A 21910-nucleotide genomic window follows, 5' to 3' on the forward strand; every position below is an offset into this window, starting at 1 on the left:
CCGCCGATGTCCGGTATCGGCAGGCCGATGGGTTGTACGGGAATATCCGCCACGCCTCTGACCTGCTACGACGCCTACTCCACCCCGGCGCCGCGGAACGTACGCCGGTACGCCAGCGGGGTCACCCCGATCGCCGCGTGCAGGTGCTCGCGCAGCGAGGTGCCGGTGGCGAAGCCGACCTCGGCGGCGAGGTCGTCCACGGCGAGGTCGGTGGTCTCCAGCAGGTGCCGCGCGCGGGCGATCCGCTGCTGGATCAGCCAGCGCCCCGGACTCGTACCGACCTCCTCGTTGAACCGCCGAGCGAAGGTGCGCAGGCTCATCCGGGCGTGCCCGGCCAGCTCGGCCAGCGACAGCGGCTCGTGCAGCCGCTCCAGCGCCCACTGGCGGGTGGCCGACGTACCGCTGGCCTGCTCCTCGGGCACCGGGTGCTGGATGTACTGCGCCTGCCCGCCGTCCCGCCACGGCGGTACGACACACGCGCGGGCCACGTCGTTGGCGACGGCCGCGCCATGGTCCTGGCGTACGACGTGCAGGCACACGTCGACCCCGGAGGCCGCGCCCGCCGAGGTGAGCAGGTCGCCGTCGTCCACGAACAGCACGTCCGGATCGAGGTCCACGGCCGGGAACCAGGCCCGGAAGGTGTCCGCGAGGGACCAGTGGGTGGTGGCGCGGCGGCCGTCGAGCCGCCCGGCGGCGGCCAGCACGAAGGCGCCGGTGCAGATGGAGACGATCCGGGTGCCGGGCGGCACGGCCGCGAGCGCCGCCGCCAGCTTCGGGGGCAGGCCGCGCTGGACCAGGGTGATGTCGAACGGCGGGAGCACGACGGTGTCCGCCGTCGCCAGCACCTCCGGCCCGTGCTCCACGGCCACCGAGAAGTCGGAGTTGGTGGCCACGGGCCCGCCGTCGACCGAGCAGGTCAGCACCTCGTAGCGACCCCAGGCCGTGCCGAAGACCCGGTTCGGGATGCCCAGCTCGAAGGGGTAGACCCCGTCCAGGGCGAGGACGACGACACGGTGTTTGGCGGTCATGGCACGATCCCGTTGAAAGATGGCATTCATGCCATGGTACGTCGGCCTCGCTCGGGCGAACCTGGACGTATGACGAACCACGCCACCATGCGCGCCATCAGCCAGGACGAGTACGGCACCCCGGAAGTCCTGAAGGAGACCGAGCTGCCCCGCCCCGAGCCGGGCCCCAGCGAGATCCTGGTCGCGGTCCGCGCCGCGGGCCTCAACCCCACCGACTGGAAGCACCGCACCGGGGGCCTCTTCCTAGACCGCCTCCCCCTCGTCCTCGGCTGGGACGTCTCCGGTGTCGTGGAGGCGGTCGGCTACGGCGTCACCCTCTTCAAGCCCGGCGACGAGGTCTTCGGCATGCTGCCCTACCCGTACGGCGTAGGCGCCCACGCGGAGTACGTGACCGGTCCCGCCCGCGCCTTCACCCACAAGCCGTCCGCCATCGACCACGTCCAGGCGGGCGCGCTGCCGCTGGCCGCGCTCACGGCGTACCAGGCGCTGGTGGACACCGCCCAAGTCCGCCCCGGACAGCGGGTGTTGGTGCACGCGGCGGCTGGAGGCGTCGGTCACCTCGCTGTCCAGATCGCCAAGTCCCTCGGCGCGTACGTCATCGGGACGGCGAGCGAGCCCAAGCACGAGTTCCTGCGGTCACTCGGCGCGGACGAGGTGATCGACTACCGGTCCGTCGACTTCAGGGATGCCGTGGGTGACGGCGTGGACGTGGTGCTGGACACCATCTCCGGTGATACGCGGGTGCGTTCGCTGGAGGTGCTCCGGCCTGGCGGCGTGCTGGTGTCGCTGCTGCCCGGTACCGATCCGGAGGAGTCCGCTAAGGCGGAGGCTCGGGGGGTGCGGGTGGAGACGCTGCTCGTGGAGGCGGACCAGGCGGGGATGCGGGCGGTTGCCGAGCTGGCGGCTTCGGGGGCGTTGCGGGCGCATGTGGAGGGGGTGTATCCGCTGGCGGAGGCGGCGAAGGCGCATGAGGTGGGGGAGACGGGGCGGGTGACCGGGAAGTTGGTGTTGACGGTCGGGTCCTGAGGGGGTTGTGCGTAAGCCCTGCCGCTCCGTGTTGGGGGAGGGGCAGGGCTCTTCGCTGCGCGCGTACAGAAGTCAGATGTACCGCTCGGCGGTGAGGAAGTTGGTCCAGGCGGTGGGGGAGAGGTGGAGGGTGGGGCCGGTTGTCGCCTTGGAGTCGCGGACGTGAACCGTGTCGGGGCTGACGGCGACCTCCACACAATCGCCGCCCTGGGTGCCGCTGTAGCTGCTCTTGAACCAGGCGAAGGGCTCAGCGTTGTTCATAGCTCTCCCAGCAACCTCTCGATGAGTTTCATTGACTCTCGCGGGGTGAGAGCCTGCGAACGGATGATCCCATAGCGCGCGCCGGCGAGCCCCACCTGCTCAGGGTCGGTCTCCAGCGCGCTGGTCACCTGCGCCTCCACGTAGAGGAACCGCTTGTTGTCCTTGCGGGTGACGACGGTGAAGGCGCCGTCCACTCCGGCGTTGTCCTCACAGTCGGTCGGCATTACCTGGATCTCTACGTTGCGCCGCTGGCCCATCAGGAGCAAGTGCTCCAACTGGCCTTGTAGCACGCGTTTGCCGCCGTACTGGTGCCGCAGAACCGACTCGTCCATCACGAAGCTGAGCAGTGGTGCCGGGCGCCGGTCGAAGATGTCCTGCCGGGCAAGCCTGGCGGTCACGCGCTGCTCGATCGTCTCGTCGTCGAGGGGCGGACGCCACATGGCGAGCAGCCCCCGCATGTACTCCTCGGTTTGGAGCAGTCCCTTGACGACGAGGGTGTCGTAGGCGAGTAGCTCCATGGCCTGCTTTTCCAACTGGGCCATGCCCTGGAAGAACGGCGGGTACTGCGCCCGCTCCACCTCCTCCTTCCAGAGTGTCAGCAGGCCGCCCGCATCCAGTGCTTCATCAGCCTTGTCGATCGCGCGCGGCGGAGGAATGCGACGGCCCTGCTCGAAAGAGGCGATGGTGGCGGCCGAGTAGCCGAGTCGCTTGCCCAGCTCCTCGCGGTCCATCCCGGCCCGTAGTCGCAGGGTCTTCATGGTCTGCCCGAATGCCACGACCACGCCTTGCGCGGACTTGTCAGCCGTACGTGGCCCACTGCCGTCGGCGCCGTCGCCGTACTTGGGGTTGGTCTCGTTCTCGCTCATCACACCACCGCCTCCCCGGATCAACGCCCTTAGCGGGGGCGCCGTCACGCCGTGCTGCTCGTACCGGCGTCGGCACCGCGCGTACAACGGGGTCGCGTCAGTGCGTCACCGCTGGTCACGCTACGCCACCGGGAGGACCGTGGTGTCCATGATGAGCAACCTCGGCAGTCCCACGGATCACTTGGCGACCGACTTCGCCATGCGCTTCACGTCCACCCCGCGCGGCGCCCGCCTCGCCCGACGCCTGGTCGGGGTGCGCCTCCAGGAATGGGGCATCCCGTACGGCACCGACGCCCACGACAACATCATCCTGATCACAGCGGAGTTGGCCGCGAACGCGGTACGGCACGGGCATGTGGCGGGGCGCGACTTCCACGTCCGGGTGTCGCTGGTGGGGCGTACGGCGCGGATCGAGGTGACGGACACGAGGGGGGAGCGTGTGCCGCCCCGGCCGGGGGAGTTGGGGGAGCCTGGGGTGGGGGACGGAGGGAGGGGGCTGCTGCTGGTATCCCGCCTGGCGGCGGCCTGGGACTGGCATGCGCGGGGGGAGGGGCCGGGGAAGGTGGTTTGGGCGGAGTGCGGGGTGGGGGGTGAGGGGGGTCAGTAGGGGGGCAGCTTCGTGGATGCCGGTGGCGGCCGCGTGATCGAGGAGGCCCACGCGTCGGCGAGGACGAGGCGGTGCCGGGTTCCGGTGAGCCGAGCCGGGCAGCACCTCCCCCGGGCGCCGACAGTGGAGGACGGTTGGTTCGTAGTCTTCACGTGGCCCAAGGACGAAACACCCCCGCGCTCGCGGGGACGACCTCATAACACAGCACCCGTCCGCCACTCCGGAGGGAACACCCCCGCATTCGCGGGGACGACCGTCCGTTCCAGTACTCCTGCTGAGTGTCGTTGGGAACACCCCCGCGCTCACGGGGACGCCCCCTTCCCCGCTGCTGGCGTGCCCGTGGGGATGGGAACACCCCCGCGCTCGCGGGGACGACGGCTCCAGCCGCACCCGCCCCGCGGCGCGCTCAGGAACACCCCCGCGCTCGCGGGGACGACGACTACGCGCCCGAGGGCCCCGTGCGCGACCGCGGAACACCCCCGCGCTCGCGGGGACGACCCAGCGGCGCCCCTCCTGGATCGCCTCGTCACGGGAACACCCCCGCGCTCGCGGGGACGACAGCTCCGCCACCTGATAGGCCGACAAGTACGCCGGAACACCCTCGCCGCTCGCGGGGACGACCAGCTCCAGGACCAGACCGTAGAACTCCTGCGCGGAACACCCCCGCGCTTGCGGGGACGACACAATGGCGCATCTCCGCGCCCCCGACGGGCCCGGAACACCCCCGCGCTCGCGGGGACGACAGAGCTGTAGCGACCTCACGCGGTGTCGAGCTGGGAACACCCCCGCGCTCGCGGGGACGACATGCACATCAGCAAGGCCGCTGCCGCCCGGATCGGAACACCTCCGCGCTCGCGGGGACGACCTGGAGCCGTAGCTGTTGGTGCCCGCGACGAACGGAACACCCCCGCGCTCGCGGGGACGACGCGCTGGAGGCCATCCCCTCGGACCGGCTCCGCGGAACACCCCCGCGCTCGCGGGGACGACACTTGCTGAGCTGGGTCTCTATCCGGGGAGGGGCCTGTTTTCGTTCAGTTGAATCGGCGGCCCTCCCGTTCGGCTGTCTGCCCCACGCCAGTTTGTCGGCGCCGGATTATCAGTACCCCCTCCACGCTCTGTTTCATCGTAGGAGCGGCATGCAGGCGGTGGACCGGGATGACGGAAGTCGGGTTGAGACTCGAACGTCTTCCTCCACGGCACGGGGACGATGTGCGTTCCGGCCGTCACATCAACCTCACCGGCGGCACCCGATCAATGGCCACGCCGAAAACGCCCACCGGTCCGCAGATGCGGACCGCCGAACTGGACGCGCCCCCTATCGGGTGCCGAACGAGCTGTCACCGGCCCGACGTTCCCCACGCGGTGGCAAGGTGGCGACGCCCAACTACTGCCGAACGCCAACCCACTTCGCTGCGTCCGACCTCCTGGTCCGGTACGGATACGTCGTCCTCGCCGCGCCGAAGGCACACGACCGCACCGGAGTTGACGTTCGCCACCCGCCCTTTCACGGTGCGGAGGACCCCGGCGCCGGGGGCGAAGTTTCTGACGAGGATGACGTAGAACCTACGCGTCCCCCAGACTGGCCGCATGGTCACGCTGGAGACCCCCCGTCTGATCCTGCGTCGCTGGCGCGAGGAAGACGTGGCACCGATGGCTGCCGTCAATGCCACCCCGAGGTCATGCGGTGGATTCGTGACGGCAGCGTCCGTGACGAAGAGCAGACTCGCCGCAACATCCAGGCGTGGGAGAACGAGTGGGAGTCGTAGGGCTTCGGCTTGTTCGCCGTAGAGATCCGGTCCAACGGCGAACTGGCCGGATTCACCGCGCTTTCCGTGCCTGACCTCTCGCCGGAGGTCCTGCCTGCGGTCGAAATCGGCTGGCGGCTCGGACGTTCCCACTGAGGGCAGGGCTTGGCCACCGAGGCCGCCGCGGCCGCTCTACGGTTCGGACTCGAAGAGCGTGCGCTGGAACGGATCGTCGGCATCGCTCAAGTGGGCACCGACGCCTCCGAACGCGTCATGGCCAAACTGGGCATGCGCCCGTTCCGCGAGACCATCAGCCCCACCTGCGATCGGCCGGTACGGGTGTTCGAGCTGCCGTCGGACAGGTACGCCACAGGCATGCGTTGACGTATGGCAACGAGGTCGTGGTCCTCGGAGCGAACTTCCCTGGCTGCTGGACAAAAGCGTGGTCAGAGCCCCGTGACGGCGAACGGCAACTCTCGGTGGAAGACGGCCATGGCCACGCCGGGGCCGTCGTAGTCGTCGACGATCTTCGCCTCGAAGCCGAGGCTGCGATGGAAGGCGATCGAGCCGGAGTTCCCGACTGAGGTGATCGCCTTCAACCGCTGCGCACCATGACGTGCCGCGGCTTCGGCGAACGCCGTGTACAGACGACGCCCGAGACCGATGCCACGGGAGTCCTGCCGCGTGGCGATCAGATGCACGTACCCGGTGCCGTCCGGGGTGACGAACCCGAAGACGTACCCACGGATACCGTCCTCGGCGCGGGCAACCAGACAGGTGGACCCGAACTCCTGCACCAGCGCCCGGAGATGCAGCGACCTGAGATCCCGTTCGCCCCAATAACGGGGGTGATCCGTCAGGACCTGATGGAAGTCGGCCACCCCTGCCGGTTCGATCTCCATGTCCATGGCGGCAATCATCGCAGCGGTACGTCCCAGAGGCAGACGGAAACCACCAAATTCCGGCCGCTGTCCCCGCCGCCGTACGGCGACGCCGAGCAATCCCACCTGCGGCCCGCCACCACCGACTACTTCCGGCCCGTTCTGCAGCACAACCGAGTGGCTACGGCAGGACGCCTACCACTCCGTCTGCCAGTCGGCGCCTACGGGGCGGTGGCGGTACGCCGCCCCAAGCGGCCTCCTCCCTGCGCTCGATCAGCCCATGCGTCGGCGGGGTCACGGCACCGGGCGCGCAGCTGATCACGTGTCGGCCGTGGGCGGGCGGACGCGCGGCGGGACGACGTCGCCCACGATGGGGTACTTGCGGGCCCGGAAGGGTGCACCCCGCGCTTGCGGGGACGACAGGCCGACGTGCCGCATCAGCCGCCACGCCTCGGGAACACCCCCGCGCTCGCGGGGACGACGCGGCCCGGCACTTGCCCCACCAGCGGTGGGTGGGAACACCCCCGCGCTCGCGGGGACGACGTCATCACCGAGTACAGCTTGGCGGGCTTGTCGGGAACACCCCCGCGCTCGCAGGGACGACTGTCCGAGCGCGACGACTCGGGCGGCGACAGCCGGAACACCCCCGCGCTCGCAGGGACGACGAGGTTCTTGACCTTGTAGCCGAGAGCCTGCACGGAACACCCCCGCGCTCGCAGGGACGACGTTCCGATCGCCACGGCGATGGCCGCCGCGCTGGGAACACCCCCGCGCTCGCAGGGACGACACTTGCTGAGCTGGGGCTTTGTTCGGGGGAGGCCCTGTTTTCATTCAGTTGCATTGGCCGCCCTCCCATCCGTCTGCCTGTCCAACGCCGCTTTTCCAGAGCCGTTGTGTCAGTTCTCCCCTCTGCGTGCTCGGTCTCATCGTAAGAGTGGCAGAGAGGGGGGTGGGCCGGGATGGCGGATGTCGGTTCGGGGCGAGTGTGTTGTAGGGGAAGTCGGCTGAGCGGGCGTCGGGCGGGCTGCTCAGTTCAACCCGTTCGATATCAGTCTCGGAACAGGTGAGCGCGCATGTTCAGGGGCCATTCGTGGCCGAGCCCGCACGCAGCTTGCCCTGAGTGATCTGCGCCAGCTCAGCAGCCCCCTGCGGAACGCTGGTTGGCGGTCGGCATGATGGGCGGCGGCAAGTTTTCAGGTGTTTCTGGAGGAGTGATCGTGGAGTCCGAGGCCGAAGTCGATTTCGGAGTCACCGACCGCGGTCAGTGGTCCTACTCGCAGGCGGTCGGCGTCGGCCCCCTCCGGTTCGGTATGACCGTCGACGAAGTGGTCAAGGTCGCTGGGACACTTGGCCGTACGAAAGTCGGCGATTGTGCTCAGGACTACCCGATCTTCTCGCCGACTTGGAAGATCGAAGTGCACCGCCACGGGTCGGCTTCCCTTCCGCCCGCTGTGACGGCCTACGCGAGCCGAGCCGTGGGGCTGTTCTGTATCGCCGCCGACGCCGTCCAAGGTCCCCAAGTCGCCTTCGACGGAATCCCGCTGGTCGGGAGAGACCTGTCGGAGCTGGAATGCGAGGTGATCGCGTATGCCGAGGCGATGGATGTGCACTTTCGCTACACGCCAGAGGGCTACGCAGCCCCGGACGACCCCGGGATCATCGTGCGCGCACAACTGGTTGGGCAGGTCCTCCGCTCGCGTCCGTTGTTCATGGTGATACGCGACGGTGCGAATACAGAGTGGGACTCGCTTCCCTCCGACGAGTACCACGTCAAGGGCAAGTCCGTGGCCTGACGTGGTGTGGCGGGCAGCGAGGTGGCCTGACCCTCTCGGAGATGTAGACGGTTTCGCCGGGGGAGGAGTTCGCGGAACTCTGGGCGAGGCGCTTGGGCAACGCGCTATCGGTCAAGACCTTCCGGCGGATCGGGGCACCCACCTGGGGGCCATGCCGTACTGAGGACGTTCCCCTACGTGTCGTCGGACGATCGCGGGACGTCCCCCCTCAGGTGAAGGCGATGGCTGCTCCAGTCGAGACCGAGAGCCGCGCAGCGCGGAGCAGTTGCAGGCATACGTAGGACTCGACGCCGTAGCGCTGCCACCCCTCCGCGGCCGGCTCCTCGGCGTCGGCGGCGTCGAAGACCTCTTCTGAGTCCGGATCGAGGTCTTCCGGAAGGCCGAGGGCTTCAGCAAGTCGACGCGTTTCCGCCAGCAGCCGCACCGAGGAGCCCAGGTAGCCGCCCGGGACCGCTTTGTCGACGATGACGTGGTCGAACTCGATGGGGACGTAGTAGCCCTCGCAGTCGGAATGGTGGACCAGATGGTCGAACGGTCCAGGAGGATCACTGGGGAGAGCCTCGTACACCTGGTTCAGGAGCGGGTCGTCGGCCGCCCGCCGACTCGTACCCAATGGCTCGGGCAGTCGGCCCGCTGCTGCGAGGTGAACGGCGAGACGGCGAACGGTGTGCAAGCCCGAGTAGCCCCATGCCTCGAACTCCGCGGCCTCACCGTCGTCCAGGTCGGGCTCAGTCCACGGTCGAGCTCCCACACGTACCAGTAGCTCGCCGACCGCGACGAAGTCAGCGCGGACCATCTCGGTGTAGTCGTCGTCCTCGGCATCGACGAGCACACCGACAGCTATGTTCAAACCCACGATCCGATCTTGCCACCGTGCATCGACCCTCGGAAGCCGCGCGCTGCTCTGCCACCAGGGTCACACCACAACTGCAAGCCGTGGCCGCGCGCAGCTTGCAAGCACCTTCGAGCCCATAGGAACGCCCCCGCCCGCAAGCCTTGGACGACGTTCCATCGGGGAGCACCCCCGCGCTCGCGGGGACGACGGCGGTGGCGGCCATTCCTTGATGCGCCGGTACGGAACACCCCCGCGCTCGCGGGGACGACGGCTCCATGACGACGGACGTGTTCATCGACTCCGGAACACCCCCGCGCTCGCGGGGACGACGTGCCGGGCGATGTGAAGCTGCACCCGCAGCACGGAACACCCCCGCGCTCGCGGGGACGACACTTGTTGAGCTGGGTTTTTGTGAGGGAAGAGCCCTGTTTTCGTTCAGTTGCATCGACGGTCCTCCCGTCCGTCCGGCTGTTCAACGCCGGTTGATCGGAGTCGAATTGTGATCCCCCCTGCGCTCTGTCTCATCGTAGGAGCGGCATGCATGGGGGCGGGCCGGGATGGTGGATGGCGGGTCGGGTACGAGGGCGGTGGGGGTGCTGTGGGGGACGTCGACTGCGGGCGAATGGCAGACCGCTCGATTCCCGACTGATCGATACCGGGGAGCCAAGTGAATGTAGCTTCTGGCCATGACTGGTGACTGGCGGATGGACCGGATCGGGGCTGCGCTGAGGGGCGAGAACCCGACCGTGCTGCGACGGTTGACGGCGGGGTTCGCGGTGATCGGGGACGTGCAGTTCCTGCCTGGCTACTCGGTTCTGCTCGTTGACGCGCCGGACGTACAGCGGCTGTCGGATCTGCCGAGGGCGAAGCGGCTGTCGTTCCTGTCGGACATGGAACAGCTCGGTGAAGCGGTCGAGCGTGCTTGTCGGCGGCTGGACCCGGCTTTCCGTCGAGTCAACCTGGAGATTCTGGGAAACACGGACCCGTTCCTGCACGCGCATGTCTGGCCGCGCTTCGAGTGGGAGTCGGCCGAACTGGTGGGCAAGCCGGTGTGGCTTTATCCGCCTGACCGGTGGAGCGACGAACGCTTCCGGCTCGGTCCGCGGCACGACGAGCTGCGGGACGCGATTGGTCGGGAACTGGACCAACTGCGAGAGGCCACATGAAAGTTGAGTCCCGTAGTCGATCGGTCAGCCAGAGTCCTTAGACGCCTCCTTCGCTGGCCTTGGGGAGGACTCCTGCCGATGGCTTCTGGGCTGTGGGGCGGGGCCGGGCGGAACTGAAAGCGGGCGACAGGGCCTTCTTCCCGTCGTAGCCCCTGGTCGGAGCCAGTTCGATTCGCCATTCTTCTCGGATGGAGAACCACACGGATGACGCCGCCGCCCCATCCCGCCCGGCTCTGACGGTCCTGGCGCCGGGCGCGGCAGTTCTGGCGGCCGCCACTCAGTTGCTGCTCCTGCCATGGGACCCCCGCAGCAACGTGCCGGTGAGCCCCGGCTCGGACACCCTCACCACCGGCTACACCTGGTGGGGCACCGCCCTGTTCGCCGTCGTGCTGGCCGCGTTGGCCTGGACGGTTGGGCGGTGGGGCCGGACCGGGGCAGCCGTGGCGGCGGTGGGCGGGGTGCCGGCCGTGCTGCTACTGGCGTCCTTCCTCGCACACGAGCCCGACCCGGACGGCTTCGCCGGTCTCTGGCCGACGAGTTGGCTGAGCGGCGCGGTGCTGATAGTGGCGGGGGTCGCACTCGTGGCGGGCGTGGCCCACGAGGACCTACCGCGTACCGTCCGGTCGTTGCTCGTTCCGGTACTGGTGGCTGGCGCCGCTGCTCTGTCGGGCTTCCTGGTCGAGTCGGTCGCGTCCGGGGAGGGGTGGATCGCCCGCGTCGTCTCCGCCGTGCTCGCGCTGGCGACGGCCTACGGGCTCGGCTGGGCGCTGCGCGCGTGCGGGTGGGACGTCGGCCGGAGCGTGGCACTCACGACTGGCGCGGTGGTGCTCATCGCGGGGGTGGACAGCGCGTCCGTCCCGCTGTGGGGCTGGTCCGCCCCGGATACGGTCGCGTGGCTCGTCACCATCACGGCTTTCGCCGTGGGTACGGCCTCGGTGTGGGCGTGGCGAAGGCGGACCTAGCCTGGCGGGTTCGCTGTTGGCGGCGGTTGGCGAAACGGAAAGCTGACACGAGGTCGTGTGTACCGGGTGGGTGCCCTTGGAGAGGGGCAGCTCATACCTATGGCCTGATGGCCGACCCGGACGTGCTTCGCTGGTCATGAGGGGGCGGAACTCCGGGGGGAAGCCCAAGTTCCACCACTCCATCCGGGGCCGACAGGCGAGGTGAAGACCAGGCGGGCAAACACCCCTGACCCCTCGATGCCGTCTCGAGAACACCGCCGCCCTCTTCCCGCACTCGCGGGGCCGACGAGATGGTGCCTGCGGTGTGGCCGACGCCTGCGGGAACACCCCCGCGCTCGCGGGGACGACGGCAGGACAACGAAACATCCGTCGGCGGTGCCGGGAACACCCCCGCAGGCGCGGGGACGACTCAGCGAGCGACTCGCTGGTGAACGCCTCCGGCGGAACACCCCCGCAGGCGCGGGGACGGCGAGCAGTACTTGGGGTAGCCGTAGCCGTACACGGGAACACCCCCGCAGGCGCGGGGACGACTCGCACTCATCCTGAGCGCGGTCCTGCACTTCGGGAACACCCCCGCAGGCGCGGGGACGACGGCTTAGCGGACGCGGCCACGTAGCCATGGCTGGGAACACCCCCGCAGGCGCGTGGACGGCACTTGTTAACCTGGGGTGTTAAGCGGCGGTGAGGGCTTTTTCGTTTGGTTGCATTTGAGTGGTCACAGCAGCGCCTCCTCGGTGCTTGCAGTCAGCCTACGCATTGCAGAGCGACGTAGGGACAAGGTGCACGCACGGCAGTTCACCCCCTGCCCCGTCCCCGCCGCGCCGGCACCGGTCACAACCCCTCGGCGGACAGGGTGAGTTCCAGCCCCGGGAACCGTTCGAACAATCTCCGCAGCACCGTGCTCACCTCCAGCCGGGCCAGCGGAGCAGCCAGGCACAAGTGGATGCCACGGCCGAGGGCGAGGTGGTCCTTCGCTGGGTGGGTGTCGGCGGAGGGGATGTGCTGGGACGGGTGGGGGTTGGCGGCCGCGTAGGAGGCGAGGATCGGCTCGCCAAGGGGGCGGCGGCCGTACGGGAGGGGGATGTCGCGGAGCGCGTAGCGGAGGGGGGGAGGTGTTTGACCGCGGGCTCGTGGCGGAGGGTCTCCTCGACCACTTCGGCCCAGCTCGCGCGGCCCGCGCGGGCGTGGGCGAGCTGGGCCGGGCCCGCGAGGAGGGCGGTGATCGCCTGGTCGATGATGTTCACCGTCGTCTCGTAGCCCGCGCTGATCACCAGGGGGAGGGTGTCGCGCAGCTCCTCGTGGGTCAGCGCGTGAGCGCCGCGATCCGGCGGCCGCTGAATGCCGAGGCGGCCGTGCGGCGCATGATCCCGTGGTGATCACCGCCCTACGCCGGGAACATCTTGGCCACCGCCCCCCACAGCGCCAGCAGCCACGTCGGCGCCACCTCGGAGTGGCACCCCCACCCGACCAGCCCGCCTCACCACCCCCGCACCCCCGCCCCCTCCTGGAACGTCCCGGTCGCCTCCCCCTCGCACGCCAGCCGGACGATCACCTCCGCACCCTCCGCCACGCTCTGCATGCCGGTGTTGTGGTTGAGGTCGGTCGCCGTGAAGCCGGGGTCCGCCGCGTTGATGCGTAGGTTGGGGAATGCCTTGGCGTACTGGACGGTGAGCATGTTCAGGGCGGCTTTGGAGGCGGGGTAGGAGAGGTCGGGGTAGAAGTGCTCCGGTGCGGCGGGGTCGGCGAGGGCGCGGGTGAGGGCCAGGCCGCTGCTGACGTTCACGACGACGGGGGCGGGGGAGCGGAGGAGGAGGGGGAGGAAGGCTTGGAGGACGCGTACCGGGCCGAAGACGTTCGTCTCGAAGACGGCCCGTACGTCGTCCGCCGTGACGGCCGCCGGGTCGACGAAGCCGCCGTCCGGGCGGCGCGGCTCGATGCCCGCGTTGTTGACCAGGACGTCCAGGCCGCCCGCCGCCTCCAGCGTGCGGACCGCCGCCAGTACGGAGGCGTCGTCGGTCACGTCGAGCTGGACGAACGTCGCGCCCAGCTCCTCGGCCGCCCGCCTGCCCCGTTCCTCGTCGCGGGCGCCGACCCAGACGGTGTGGCCCTCGGCGAGCAGGCGGCGGGCGGTCTCGAAGCCGAGGCCCTTGTTCGCTCCGGTGATCAGTGTGTTCGTCATGGTTCCAGCCTCCGCCGGGCGCGCGGCGGCAGCCAGAGGACCGGTTTTCCTGGGACTGGCGGTACCAGGCGGCCGCACGCCCCGCGCGGCACACTGGACCGTATGGCGAGCACGGAACTCGGGACGGCGATCCACCGCTGGCGGGACCGGCTCCCGCCCGGCGAGGCGGGGCTGCCCCCGGGCGGACGCAGACGGGCCGCGGGGCTGCGGCGGGAGGAGCTGGCCCAGCTCGCCGGGATCTCCGTCGACTACGTGACCCGGCTGGAGCAGGGCCGGGCCACCAACCCGTCCTCCCAGGTCGTGGAGGCGCTCACCCGGGCGCTGCGGCTGTCGGCGGCCGAGCGCGACCATCTGTACCGGCTCGCCGGGCTCGCCCCGCCCGCCCCGACGGCCGTGCCCACCTTCATCCCGCCCAGCGTGCACCGCCTGCTGTACCGGCTCGGCCGCACCCCGGTCGCCGTCTACGACGCCACCTGGACCCTGCTCACCGCCAACCCGCCCTACGCGGCTCTCATGGGGGATTCCAGTCGGTGGAGAGGGCGCCAACTCAACGGTGTCTGGCGGCACTTCGCCGGTTCCGGCTCCGGAGTACGGCACACCCCCGAGTCACTGGCCGCCTTCGAGTCCGCCCTCGTCGCCGACCTGCGCGCGGCCGCCGGACGCTACCCCGACGACCGGGACCTGGCCGCGCTGATCTCCGAACTGCGCGCCCACAGCGCCCGGTTCGCGGAGCTGTGGGACGGCGGCACGGTCGGCGTCCACGACGCGGCGCGCAAGACCATCGACCACCCGGTGGTCGGCCCGCTGACCCTCGACTGCGACATCCTGTCGGTCGCCGGCAGCGATCTGCGGGTCATGGTCTACACCGCCGAACCCGGCACCGAGGACGCCGAACGCCTCGCCCTGCTCATGGTGTTGGGGACCCAGGAGGTGGCCGTCTGAGTCCTTCCGGGTACCCGTGACCGCATCCCGCCGAACGGAAGGGAAGCACCATGGCCTCCACAACACGCCCCCGCCCACGCCGACTTCGGGCCTGGCTGACCCTCGCCACCGACAACTGGCTCTCGCGCGGCTACCTCGTGGTGGCCGGGTCCGCGCTCGGGTTCTTCCTGTACGCCGTCTACCTCTCGCCCGACCCCGGCTTCGCCGCGATCTGGCCCTTCGCCGTCACCCTGCCGCTCAGCGCCGTCGCCTTCCTCGCGCCCTCGCCCGAACTGGACCCCGCCGTGGACTGGCTCAGCCCGCTGCTCTTCTCCGCCTGGGTCGCGTTGTGCGCGCTGGTCAACGCCGGGCTGCTGGGGATGGCCGTACGCGCCTTCCGTACCCGATCGGCGGCCTAGGCGCCTGCCAGCGGATACCGGTGCACCACCGGCAGCCCCGTCAGCAGACCCGGCCACACCGTGTCGATGACATGCGCGCTCGGCGTGAACAGCGGCCGGGGCAGCGTCGCCGGGTCGTGCCACTCCCAGCGGTCGATCAACTCCGGCTCGCGCACGCTCGGTTCACCCTTGTACGCGGTCACCCGCACCGCCGCCGTGACCCGTGGGATGCCGTGCACGGAGTCCATCAGCAGCGCCAGCAGCCGCGCGTCCTCCGCCTCGGCCCGTAGGCCCGTCTCCTCGGCCAACTCCCGCACGGCCGCCTCCGCGAAGCCCTCCCCGGCGTCGTTCTTGCCGCCCGGCAGCTCCCACACCTCGCGCTTCTTCGACCAGCCCAGTAGCACCCGGCCCGCCGCGTCGGTCACGGCGACCCCGGCACCGGTGAGCGCGTGCGGCGAGGGCCGACCCTTGTCGGCGTAGCCGATGCCCTCCACCAGGTCCTCCGTCACGTCCTCCACCACTTCTCCCTCCGATCGGGCGGGAAGGCGTCTCACTCCTCCTTCCGCCATGCGTCGACCCCCAGTCTGCCCGTCGTGCCGAGGTCCAGTTCCGGGGTCAGCATCACCGGCGCGGCGCCCGCCCTGGCGCGGACGCGGAGGTAGGGGGCGTTCACGGCGCCGCCGAAGGCCTGCACCGTGTTGCGCCAGACGATGCCGGACAGGGCGCGCTCGCCGGGGCGCAGGGTGACGGGCCCGACCACGTCCGCCGGACCGCCGAGCTGGGCGACCTGGGCGGAGGGCACGATCCGTACCCCCTCTACGCGCTCGTGACCGGCGTCGATGATCTCCAGTTCCGGGCGCCCGTTCACCGTGTACGGCTCCGTACCGCAGTTCTCCAGGTGCAGGCCCACCATGCGCAGCCCCAACGCCGCGTCACCCTGGTCGGCGTACACCCGCACCCCGGAGGCGGGGCAGGGGCCGCCGGGGGCCGGGGCCTCGGCGCTGGGGATGCTGCGTACGGACATGATCGACACGCTGGTGCCGCCCGCGAGGTCGCCGTGGTCCCGGCTCATCGCCACCCTCCCGCGCACGGTCCTGCCCGGCCCGACCGGGCCCATGACCCGGCTCCCCCCGGTGTACCCCCTGGCGTCGAAGACGACCGTGTACGTCATGTCGTGCGCGGCCGGGTTGGTCACCTCGAACTCCACCGTCAGGGAACTCGACCGGCAGGCACCGTCCTCGTCGATCGCACCGGCGTACAGGCGGGTGATCCGTACCCCGTCCTGGACGGTCCCGGTGCTGGACGGCACCGGGCTGGGCGTGCCCGGCGGGCGCGGGGCGTCGGCGGTGGCCGTGGAGCGGGCGAGCGGGACCTCGCCGTAGGGCGCGGCCTTCGAGGGGCACAGCGCCTCCGCGCGCACCCCGCCCCCACCGGCCCCGGGCTCGACGGTGCCACACCCTGCGAGAGCCAGGAGCACACCCACACCTGCGAATGATCTGCGCATCCGGCGAGTTGATCAGGAGCGGCCCCCACCGGCTGTGGCGGAAGCCACTCCTCCGGTCACAGGGCTGTCACAACGCCCCCGCCGCGCACAGCCGTTACGACGCCCTGCACCACCAGACCGTCACGACGCCCCGCCCCGCTCCTCGAACGCCCGCAGAATCCGCTCCGCCGCCAGCGTCGCCGTCAACGAGCCTTCCCTGACCTCCTGTTCGAGACCCGGCGCCAGTCGCCTGACCTCCGGGTCCGCGTGCAGTCGGCCCAACAGCTCGTCGCGCACCATCGCCCACGTCCAACCCACCTGCTGCTCCCGCCGCTTGGCGCTGAGGCGACCCGTGGAGTCCAGCAGGGTGCGGTGCTGCTCCAGGCGTTCCCACACCGTGTCCAGGCCGCTCGTCTCGCGGGCGCTGCAGTGCAGCACGGGCGGAGTCCAGAAGGCGTCCTTGCCGTGCATCAGCCGTAGCGCGCCCGCGAGTTCACGGGCCGCGGCCCGCGCATCCTTCTCGTGCGGGCCGTCCGCCTTGTTGACGGCGATCACGTCGGCCAGCTCCAGCACGCCCTTCTTGATGCCCTGGAGCTGGTCGCCCGTGCGGGCCAGGGTGAGCAGCAGGAAGGAGTCCACCATGTCGGCGACCGCGGTCTCCGACTGGCCGACGCCGACCGTCTCCACCAGGACCACGTCGTACCCGGCCGCCTCCATGACCACCATGGACTCGCGGGTCGCCTTCGCCACCCCGCCCAGCGTGCCCGCGCTGGGAGAGGGGCGGACGAACGCGTGCGGGTCCACCGCGAGGCGCTCCATCCGGGTCTTGTCGCCCAGGATCGAGCCGCCGGTCCGCGTGGAGGACGGGTCCACCGCGAGCACCGCCACCCGGTGCCCTTGTGAGGTCAGCATGGTGCCGAACGCGTCGATGAACGTGGACTTGCCCACGCCCGGCACCCCGCTCACCCCGATCCGCCGCGCCCGCCCGCTGTGCGGCAGCAGCTCGGTCAGCAACTCCTGCGCGAGCGCGCGATGTTGCGGGCGGGTGGACTCGACCAGGGTGATGGCGCGGGCCACCAGGGCGCGCTTCCCGTCGAGCACGCCCTTCACATAGGTGTCGAGATCGATCGCGGCCATCGCCGGGCTCAGAGGTCGTGGCCGAGGTCGGCCGCGAGCCGCTTCACCAGGTCGTGCGCCGCGTCCGGGATGACCGTGCCGGGCGGGAACACCGCCGTCGCGCCCATCTCCAGCAGCGTCGGCACGTCCTGCGGCGGGATCACCCCGCCCACGACGACCATGATGTCCTCGCGCCCCTCCTCGGCCAGCTTCTCGCGCAGCGCCGGGACCAGCGTGAGGTGACCGGCGGCCAGCGAGGACACCCCGACCACGTGCACGTCCGCCTCGACCGCCTGCCGGGCGACCTCGTCCGGCGTCTGGAACAGCGGGCCGACGTCGACGTCGAAGCCGAGGTCGGCGAAGGCGGTGGCGATCACCTTCTGGCCCCGGTCGTGCCCGTCCTGGCCCATCTTGGCGACCAGGATGCGCGGCCTGCGCCCCTCGGCCTCCTCGAACGCGTCCACCAGGGCACGGGTGCGGTCCACCGACGGGGACTCGCCTGCTTCGTTGCGGTACACCCCGGAGATGGTACGGATCTGGCTCGCGTGGCGGCCGTACACCTTCTCCAGCGCGTCCGAGATCTCGCCGACCGTCGCCATGGCGCGGGCCGCGTTCACCGCCAGCTCCAGCAGGTTGCCCTCGCCGTCCGCCGCACGGGTCAGCGCGTCCAGCGCGTCCCGGCAGGCGGTGTCGTCCCGCTCCGCGCGCAGCCGCCGCAGCTTCTCGATCTGCTGGGTGCGCACCGAGGAGTTGTCGACCTTCAGCACGTCGATCTGCTCGTCGCTGTCCACGCGGTACTTGTTGACGCCGATCACCGGCTGGCGCCCGGAGTCGATCCGCGCCTGGGTGCGCGCCGCCGCCTCCTCCACCCGGAGCTTCGGGATGCCCGCGTCGATGGCCTGCGCCATGCCGCCCGCCGCCTCGACCTCCTGGATGTGCTGCCACGCCTTGCGCGCGAGGTCGTACGTCAGTCGCTCCACATAGGCGCTGCCGCCCCACGGGTCGATGACCCGCGTGGTGCCCGACTCCTGCTGGATCAGCAGCTGGGTGTTGCGGGCGATGCGCGCGGAGAAGTCGGTGGGCAACGCCAGCGCTTCGTCAAGGGCGTTGGTGTGCAGCGACTGGGTGTGGCCCTGGGTCGCCGCCATCGCCTCCACACACGTACGCGTGACGTTGTTGAACACGTCCTGCGCGGTGAGCGACCAGCCCGAGGTCTGCGAATGGGTGCGCAGAGACAGGGACTTGGCGTTCTGCGGGTCGAACTGCTTCACCAGCTTGGCCCACAGCAGCCGGGCCGCGCGCAGCTTGGCGACCTCCATGAAGAAGTTCATGCCGATCGCCCAGAAGAACGACAGCCGGGGCGCGAACGCGTCCACGTCCAGCCCCGCCTCCCGGCCCGCCCGGATGTACTCCACGCCGTCCGCGAGGGTGTACGCCAGCTCCAAGTCGGCCGTCGCGCCCGCCTCTTGGATGTGGTAGCCGGAGATGGAGATGGAGTTGTAACGCGGCATCCGCTGCGAGGTGTACGCGAAGATGTCGGAGATGATCCGCATCGACGGCTTCGGCGGATAGATGTACGTGTTGCGGACCATGAACTCCTTGAGGACGTCGTTCTGAATGGTCCCGGCCAGCTTCTCCGGCGGTACGCCCTGCTCCTCCGCCGCCACGATGTACAGCGCCAGCACCGGCAGCACGGCACCGTTCATCGTCATCGACACGGTCATCTTGTCCAGCGGGATGCCGTCGAAGAGCTGCCGCATGTCGAGGATCGAGTCGATGGCGACGCCCGCCATGCCGACGTCGCCCGTCACGCGCGGGTGGTCGCTGTCGTAACCCCGGTGCGTGGGCAGGTCGAAGGCGACCGACAGGCCCTTCTGACCGGCCGCGAGGTTGCGCCGGTAGAACGCGTTGGACTCCGCCGCCGTGGAGAATCCCGCGTACTGCCGGATCGTCCAGGGCTGGTTGACGTACATCGTCGGGTAGGGGCCGCGCAGGTACGGCGCCATGCCGGGGTATGTGTCCAGGAAGTCCAGGCCCTCCAGGTCACGGCCGGTGTACAGCGCCTTGACCTCGATGCCCTCGGGGGTCTCCCACAGCGGCTCGGCGCCCCCGGTGTCCCGCTTGACGGCGGCGCGCCACTCCTCGGCGCCACCGTCGACGGCCGGGGTGCCCAGCTCGATGCCGGAGAAGTCGGGGATTCCCATCAGGACACTCCGATTCGGTCCAAGGTCGCGGACAGTACGGCGACGGCGTCGCAGCCCGCGAAGACGTAACGGTCGACACCCGCGTACTCGGCGGGGCGGCCCGCCAGGTGCACCTGCCGGGCGCCCGCCGCGCGGAGCGCTTCGGCGGCCTGCTCGGCCTCCTCGGCGTAGCGGGCGTCGCTGGAGCAGAGCACGGCCTCGGTGGCGCCGCTCTCCTCGAAGTTCCCGGTGGTGACGGGTTCGATGCCGCCCGCCTGGAAGAGGTTGGCGGCGAAGGAGGCGCGGGCGGTGTGCTCGGCGGCCGGGCCGAGCGTGGCGAGGAAGATCCGGGGGCGGGCGCCGGTCGCGGCCAGGTGGGCGTCGGAGCGGGCCCGCAGCGCCTCGTACGCCTCGTCCCGGCGTACGCGCGGCAGGCCGCCGGACGGGGGCTCGGGCGCGGGCTCGCGGTGCACCGGCTTCTCGTCCAGGAAGGGGAACTCGCTGACCCCGGTGATGGGTTCGCGGCGCTTGGCGAGCTTCGCGGACCGCTCCGCCCAGGTGCGCGCGAGGTCGTCGCGGAGCCAGCCGGAGCGCAACACGGCCGCCTGGCCGCCCTCCTGCTCGATCGACCGGAAGAACTCCCAGGCGGCGTGCGCCAGTTCGTCGGTCAGCTTCTCCACGTACCAGGAGCCGCCCGCCGGGTCGACGACCCGCGCGAGGTGCGACTCCTCGACCAGGATCGTGGAGGTGTTGCGCGCGATACGGCGGGCGAACGCGTCCGGGAGGCCCAGCGCGTGGTCGAACGGCAGCACCGTCACGGAGTCCGCGCCGCCCACCCCGGCCGCCAGCGTGGCGACCGTCGTGCGCAGCATGTTCACCCACGGATCGCGCCGGGACATCATCACCGGCGACGTCACCGCGTGCTGCACCTGCGCGCCCGCGCCCGGCGCCCCGCACACCTCGGCGACCCGCGCCCACAGGCGGCGCGCCGCGCGGAGCTTGGCGATGGTGAGGAACTGGTCGGCGGTCGCCGCGTACCGGAACTCCAGCTGGACGGCGGCCTGTTCGGCGCTCAGCCCGGCCTCGGTCAGCTCCCGCAGATACGCCACGGCGGTGGCCAGGGAGGCGCCCAGCTCCTGCGCGGCCGAGCCGCCCGCCTCGTGGTACGGCAGCGCGTCCACGGTCAGCGTGCGCAGCCCCGGATACGCGGCGGCGCGAGCGGCCAGCGCGGCCACGGGGGCGAAGTCCAGCGGGGTGCCGGTGCGGGCCTCGTGCCCCAGCGGGTCGGCGCCCAGGCTGCCGCGTACGTCCTCGGGGGCGGTGCCCCGCTCCTCGTGCAGCTTCAGCAGCGCGTCGGCGGCGGCCTCGGTGTCGGCGCCCGCGTCCAGGACCACGGGGGCGAGGTCCAGGTAGACGCCGTCGAGCGCGCGGCCGAGGTCCGCGACCGGGATGCCGTCCGCGCCGAGCACCAGCCAGAGCGAGGTGACGCCGTTCTCCAGGTCGGCCAGCACCGAACCGTCGGTGAGCGCCGCGTGCCGCTGCCGCACGTCCCAGCCGCCGGGGGTGTTGCCCACCGGGCGGCCACCGCGGGTGAACGGCGCGAAGCCGGGCAGGCCGGGGTCGGGCGCGGCGTCGCGCGCGGTGTACAGCGGCCGGGTGCGCAGCCCGTCCTCGAGCGTCGTGGACAGGGCGTCCTCAGCTGCCTCGCCCGAGACTTCCTTGCCGGACTTGCGCAGTACACCCTCGACCAGGCGTTGCCACTGCTCGTGCGTCGCGTCAGGGAACTCGGCGGCCAGTGGGAGCCCGTCGTCAGGCAGGACCGTCATGCTCGGATGTTAGGACAGGGTGCTCAGGTGACAGCAGAACGATGGCCTGTGACGTTCCCCTCGTTGCGATGGTGATCCGGGCCTCCCGGGGGCCCGCCCGGCGCCCTGGGCACGGCAGATGGCCCGGACGCCGGATCAGGGCTGTGTCGCACAGTGTGTCGTTGTTGGGCTGAACGGGTGACTTGGCGTAAGAATTGGCTGGTGCAGGCATCGAAAGCGAGTCAGGTCAGGGGGAGCCGGTGAGCCGTTACGACGTCACCGATGAACAGTGGGAAGGGCTCGCCCAGGTCGTGCCGCTGCGAGGCCGGGACGCGTGGCCGTCCGCGGTCGGCCACCGGGCGCTCCCGGAAGCGGACACCGAGGCGCGCCGCCGGTTCGTTGTCCTGCGGGTCAACATCTTCGCGGACGCGCGCGACGTCGCCGAGACCCTCATGTCGGGGGTGCCGGTACTGCTGGACCTGTCCAGCGCGGAGGGCGATGTCGCCAAGCGCGTCCTGGACTTCAGCACCGGTGTGGTGTTCGGACTGGGCAGCGGGATGCACCGGGTGGACCGCAACGTCTTCCTGCTCACGCCGCCCGGGACCGAGGTCAGCGGGCTGATGGGCATGGAGGCGTCCGGCTGATGGGCGTGGAG

Annotated in this window: 19 protein-coding genes, 2 pseudogenes and 4 CRISPR repeat arrays; of the genes and pseudogenes, 9 read left to right on the forward strand and 12 right to left on the reverse strand. The window is 70.7% G+C overall.

From position 1 onward, the window contains the following. Positions 1-74 precede the first annotated feature (74 nt). A complete protein-coding gene (locus tag ACIPPM_RS00835; protein ID WP_401441770.1) occupies positions 75-1028 on the reverse strand; it encodes a GlxA family transcriptional regulator in 954 nt (317 codons plus the stop codon). A gap of 87 nt (positions 1029-1115) precedes the next feature. Here ACIPPM_RS00835 and ACIPPM_RS00840 point away from each other — a divergent pair, with 87 nt between their 5' ends. Beyond that, on the forward strand, positions 1116-2054 hold the full coding sequence (locus tag ACIPPM_RS00840; RefSeq protein WP_401444100.1) for an NADP-dependent oxidoreductase: 939 nt from the start codon (positions 1116-1118) through the stop codon (positions 2052-2054). Positions 2055-2126: 72 nt separating this feature from the next. Here ACIPPM_RS00840 and ACIPPM_RS00845 read toward each other — a convergent pair whose 3' ends face one another. Both ACIPPM_RS00845 and ACIPPM_RS00850 read right to left on the reverse strand, forming a co-directional pair. After that, on the reverse strand, positions 2127-2315 hold the full coding sequence (locus ACIPPM_RS00845; RefSeq protein WP_401441771.1) for a DUF397 domain-containing protein: 189 nt from the start codon (positions 2313-2315) through the stop codon (positions 2127-2129). Beyond that, positions 2312-3181, reverse strand: coding sequence for a helix-turn-helix domain-containing protein (locus ACIPPM_RS00850; RefSeq protein WP_401441772.1), 870 nt, complete (start codon positions 3179-3181; stop codon positions 2312-2314). The genes ACIPPM_RS00845 and ACIPPM_RS00850 overlap by 4 nt, the downstream gene beginning before the upstream one ends. Before the next feature lie 148 nt (positions 3182-3329). Between ACIPPM_RS00850 and ACIPPM_RS00855 the strand changes: the two genes are divergently transcribed. After that, the gene (locus ACIPPM_RS00855; protein WP_401441773.1) at positions 3330-3788 is read left to right on the forward strand and encodes an ATP-binding protein; all 459 of its coding nucleotides are present in this window, start codon (positions 3330-3332) and stop codon (positions 3786-3788) included. A gap of 165 nt (positions 3789-3953) precedes the next feature. Then, a CRISPR array of direct repeats spans positions 3954-4775; the repeat unit is 28 nt; unit sequence GGAACACCCCCGCGCTCGCGGGGACGAC. Positions 4776-5375: 600 nt separating this feature from the next. Further along, positions 5376-5917 (forward strand): annotated as a pseudogene (locus tag ACIPPM_RS00860) (GNAT family N-acetyltransferase). A gap of 62 nt (positions 5918-5979) precedes the next feature. Here ACIPPM_RS00860 and ACIPPM_RS00865 read toward each other — a convergent pair. Further along, positions 5980-6453, reverse strand: coding sequence for a GNAT family N-acetyltransferase (locus ACIPPM_RS00865; RefSeq protein ID WP_401444103.1), 474 nt, complete (start codon positions 6451-6453; stop codon positions 5980-5982). Between the two features lie 354 nt (positions 6454-6807). Then, positions 6808-7201: direct repeats of the CRISPR family, unit length 19 nt; unit sequence GGAACACCCCCGCGCTCGC. A 373-nt stretch (positions 7202-7574) separates the two neighbouring features. Here ACIPPM_RS00865 and ACIPPM_RS00870 point away from each other — a divergent pair. After that, entirely contained in the window at positions 7575-8207 is a 633-nt protein-coding gene (locus ACIPPM_RS00870; RefSeq protein WP_401441774.1) for a hypothetical protein, read from the forward strand. Positions 8208-8415: 208 nt separating this feature from the next. Here ACIPPM_RS00870 and ACIPPM_RS00875 read toward each other — a convergent pair whose 3' ends face one another. After that, the gene (locus tag ACIPPM_RS00875; protein WP_401441775.1) at positions 8416-9063 is read right to left on the reverse strand and encodes a hypothetical protein; all 648 of its coding nucleotides are present in this window, start codon (positions 9061-9063) and stop codon (positions 8416-8418) included. A gap of 158 nt (positions 9064-9221) precedes the next feature. Further along, positions 9222-9434: direct repeats of the CRISPR family, unit length 30 nt; unit sequence CGGAACACCCCCGCGCTCGCGGGGACGACG. Between the two features lie 294 nt (positions 9435-9728). Here ACIPPM_RS00875 and ACIPPM_RS00880 point away from each other — a divergent pair. Next, positions 9729-10208: a diadenosine tetraphosphate hydrolase gene (locus ACIPPM_RS00880; protein ID WP_401441776.1), complete on the forward strand. Its 480-nt coding sequence runs from the start codon at positions 9729-9731 to the stop codon at positions 10206-10208. 188 nt (positions 10209-10396) lie between these two features. Further along, positions 10397-11170, forward strand: coding sequence for a hypothetical protein (locus tag ACIPPM_RS00885; RefSeq protein WP_401441777.1), 774 nt, complete (start codon positions 10397-10399; stop codon positions 11168-11170). A 319-nt stretch (positions 11171-11489) separates the two neighbouring features. After that, positions 11490-11823: direct repeats of the CRISPR family, unit length 29 nt; unit sequence GGGAACACCCCCGCAGGCGCGGGGACGAC. Between the two features lie 178 nt (positions 11824-12001). Here the strand turns inward: ACIPPM_RS00885 and ACIPPM_RS00890 are convergent. Together ACIPPM_RS00890 and ACIPPM_RS00895 are read right to left on the reverse strand one after the other, a co-directional pair. Beyond that, positions 12002-12480 (reverse strand): annotated as a pseudogene (locus ACIPPM_RS00890) (cytochrome P450); the annotation flags it as partial. Positions 12481-12647: 167 nt separating this feature from the next. Then, positions 12648-13349 carry an SDR family NAD(P)-dependent oxidoreductase gene (locus ACIPPM_RS00895; protein WP_401441778.1) on the reverse strand — a complete coding sequence of 234 codons (702 nt, stop codon included), beginning with the start codon at positions 13347-13349 and terminating at the stop codon, positions 12648-12650. Positions 13350-13451: 102 nt separating this feature from the next. Between ACIPPM_RS00895 and ACIPPM_RS00900 the strand changes: the two genes are divergently transcribed. After that, positions 13452-14291, forward strand: a complete 840-nt coding sequence (locus ACIPPM_RS00900) for a helix-turn-helix transcriptional regulator (protein ID WP_401441779.1) — start codon at positions 13452-13454, stop codon at positions 14289-14291. A gap of 50 nt (positions 14292-14341) precedes the next feature. Next, positions 14342-14689 (forward strand): SCO4225 family membrane protein, encoded by a 348-nt coding sequence (locus tag ACIPPM_RS00905; RefSeq protein WP_401441780.1) that lies wholly within the window; start codon positions 14342-14344, stop codon positions 14687-14689. On the opposite strand, the gene ACIPPM_RS00910 is transcribed toward ACIPPM_RS00905, so the two are convergent. The 5 genes from ACIPPM_RS00910 to ACIPPM_RS00930 form a co-directional block, all read right to left on the reverse strand. After that, positions 14686-15186: an NUDIX hydrolase gene (locus ACIPPM_RS00910; protein ID WP_401441781.1), complete on the reverse strand. Its 501-nt coding sequence runs from the start codon at positions 15184-15186 to the stop codon at positions 14686-14688. The two genes, ACIPPM_RS00905 and ACIPPM_RS00910, sit on opposite strands and share 4 nt — an antisense overlap. Positions 15187-15218: 32 nt before the next feature. Beyond that, positions 15219-16088 carry a DUF4232 domain-containing protein gene (locus ACIPPM_RS00915; RefSeq protein ID WP_401441782.1) on the reverse strand — a complete coding sequence of 290 codons (870 nt, stop codon included), beginning with the start codon at positions 16086-16088 and terminating at the stop codon, positions 15219-15221. 204 nt (positions 16089-16292) lie between these two features. After that, positions 16293-17288 carry a methylmalonyl Co-A mutase-associated GTPase MeaB gene (meaB, locus tag ACIPPM_RS00920; protein ID WP_401441783.1) on the reverse strand — a complete coding sequence of 332 codons (996 nt, stop codon included), beginning with the start codon at positions 17286-17288 and terminating at the stop codon, positions 16293-16295. Between the two features lie 8 nt (positions 17289-17296). After that, positions 17297-19471 (reverse strand): methylmalonyl-CoA mutase, encoded by a 2175-nt coding sequence (scpA, locus tag ACIPPM_RS00925; protein WP_401441784.1) that lies wholly within the window; start codon positions 19469-19471, stop codon positions 17297-17299. Further along, positions 19471-21276, reverse strand: coding sequence for a methylmalonyl-CoA mutase family protein (locus tag ACIPPM_RS00930; protein WP_401441785.1), 1806 nt, complete (start codon positions 21274-21276; stop codon positions 19471-19473). The genes scpA and ACIPPM_RS00930 overlap by 1 nt, the downstream gene beginning before the upstream one ends. Before the next feature lie 239 nt (positions 21277-21515). On the opposite strand from ACIPPM_RS00930, the gene ACIPPM_RS00935 reads away from it, so the two are divergent. Then, positions 21516-21899, forward strand: a complete 384-nt coding sequence (locus ACIPPM_RS00935) for a cell division protein SepF (protein ID WP_401441786.1) — start codon at positions 21516-21518, stop codon at positions 21897-21899. Positions 21900-21910 lie beyond the last annotated feature (11 nt).

Origin of the sequence: Streptomyces sp. NPDC090119 (genome assembly GCF_044747085.1) — a bacterium.
Classification (GTDB): Bacteria; Actinomycetota; Actinomycetes; order Streptomycetales; family Streptomycetaceae; genus Streptomyces.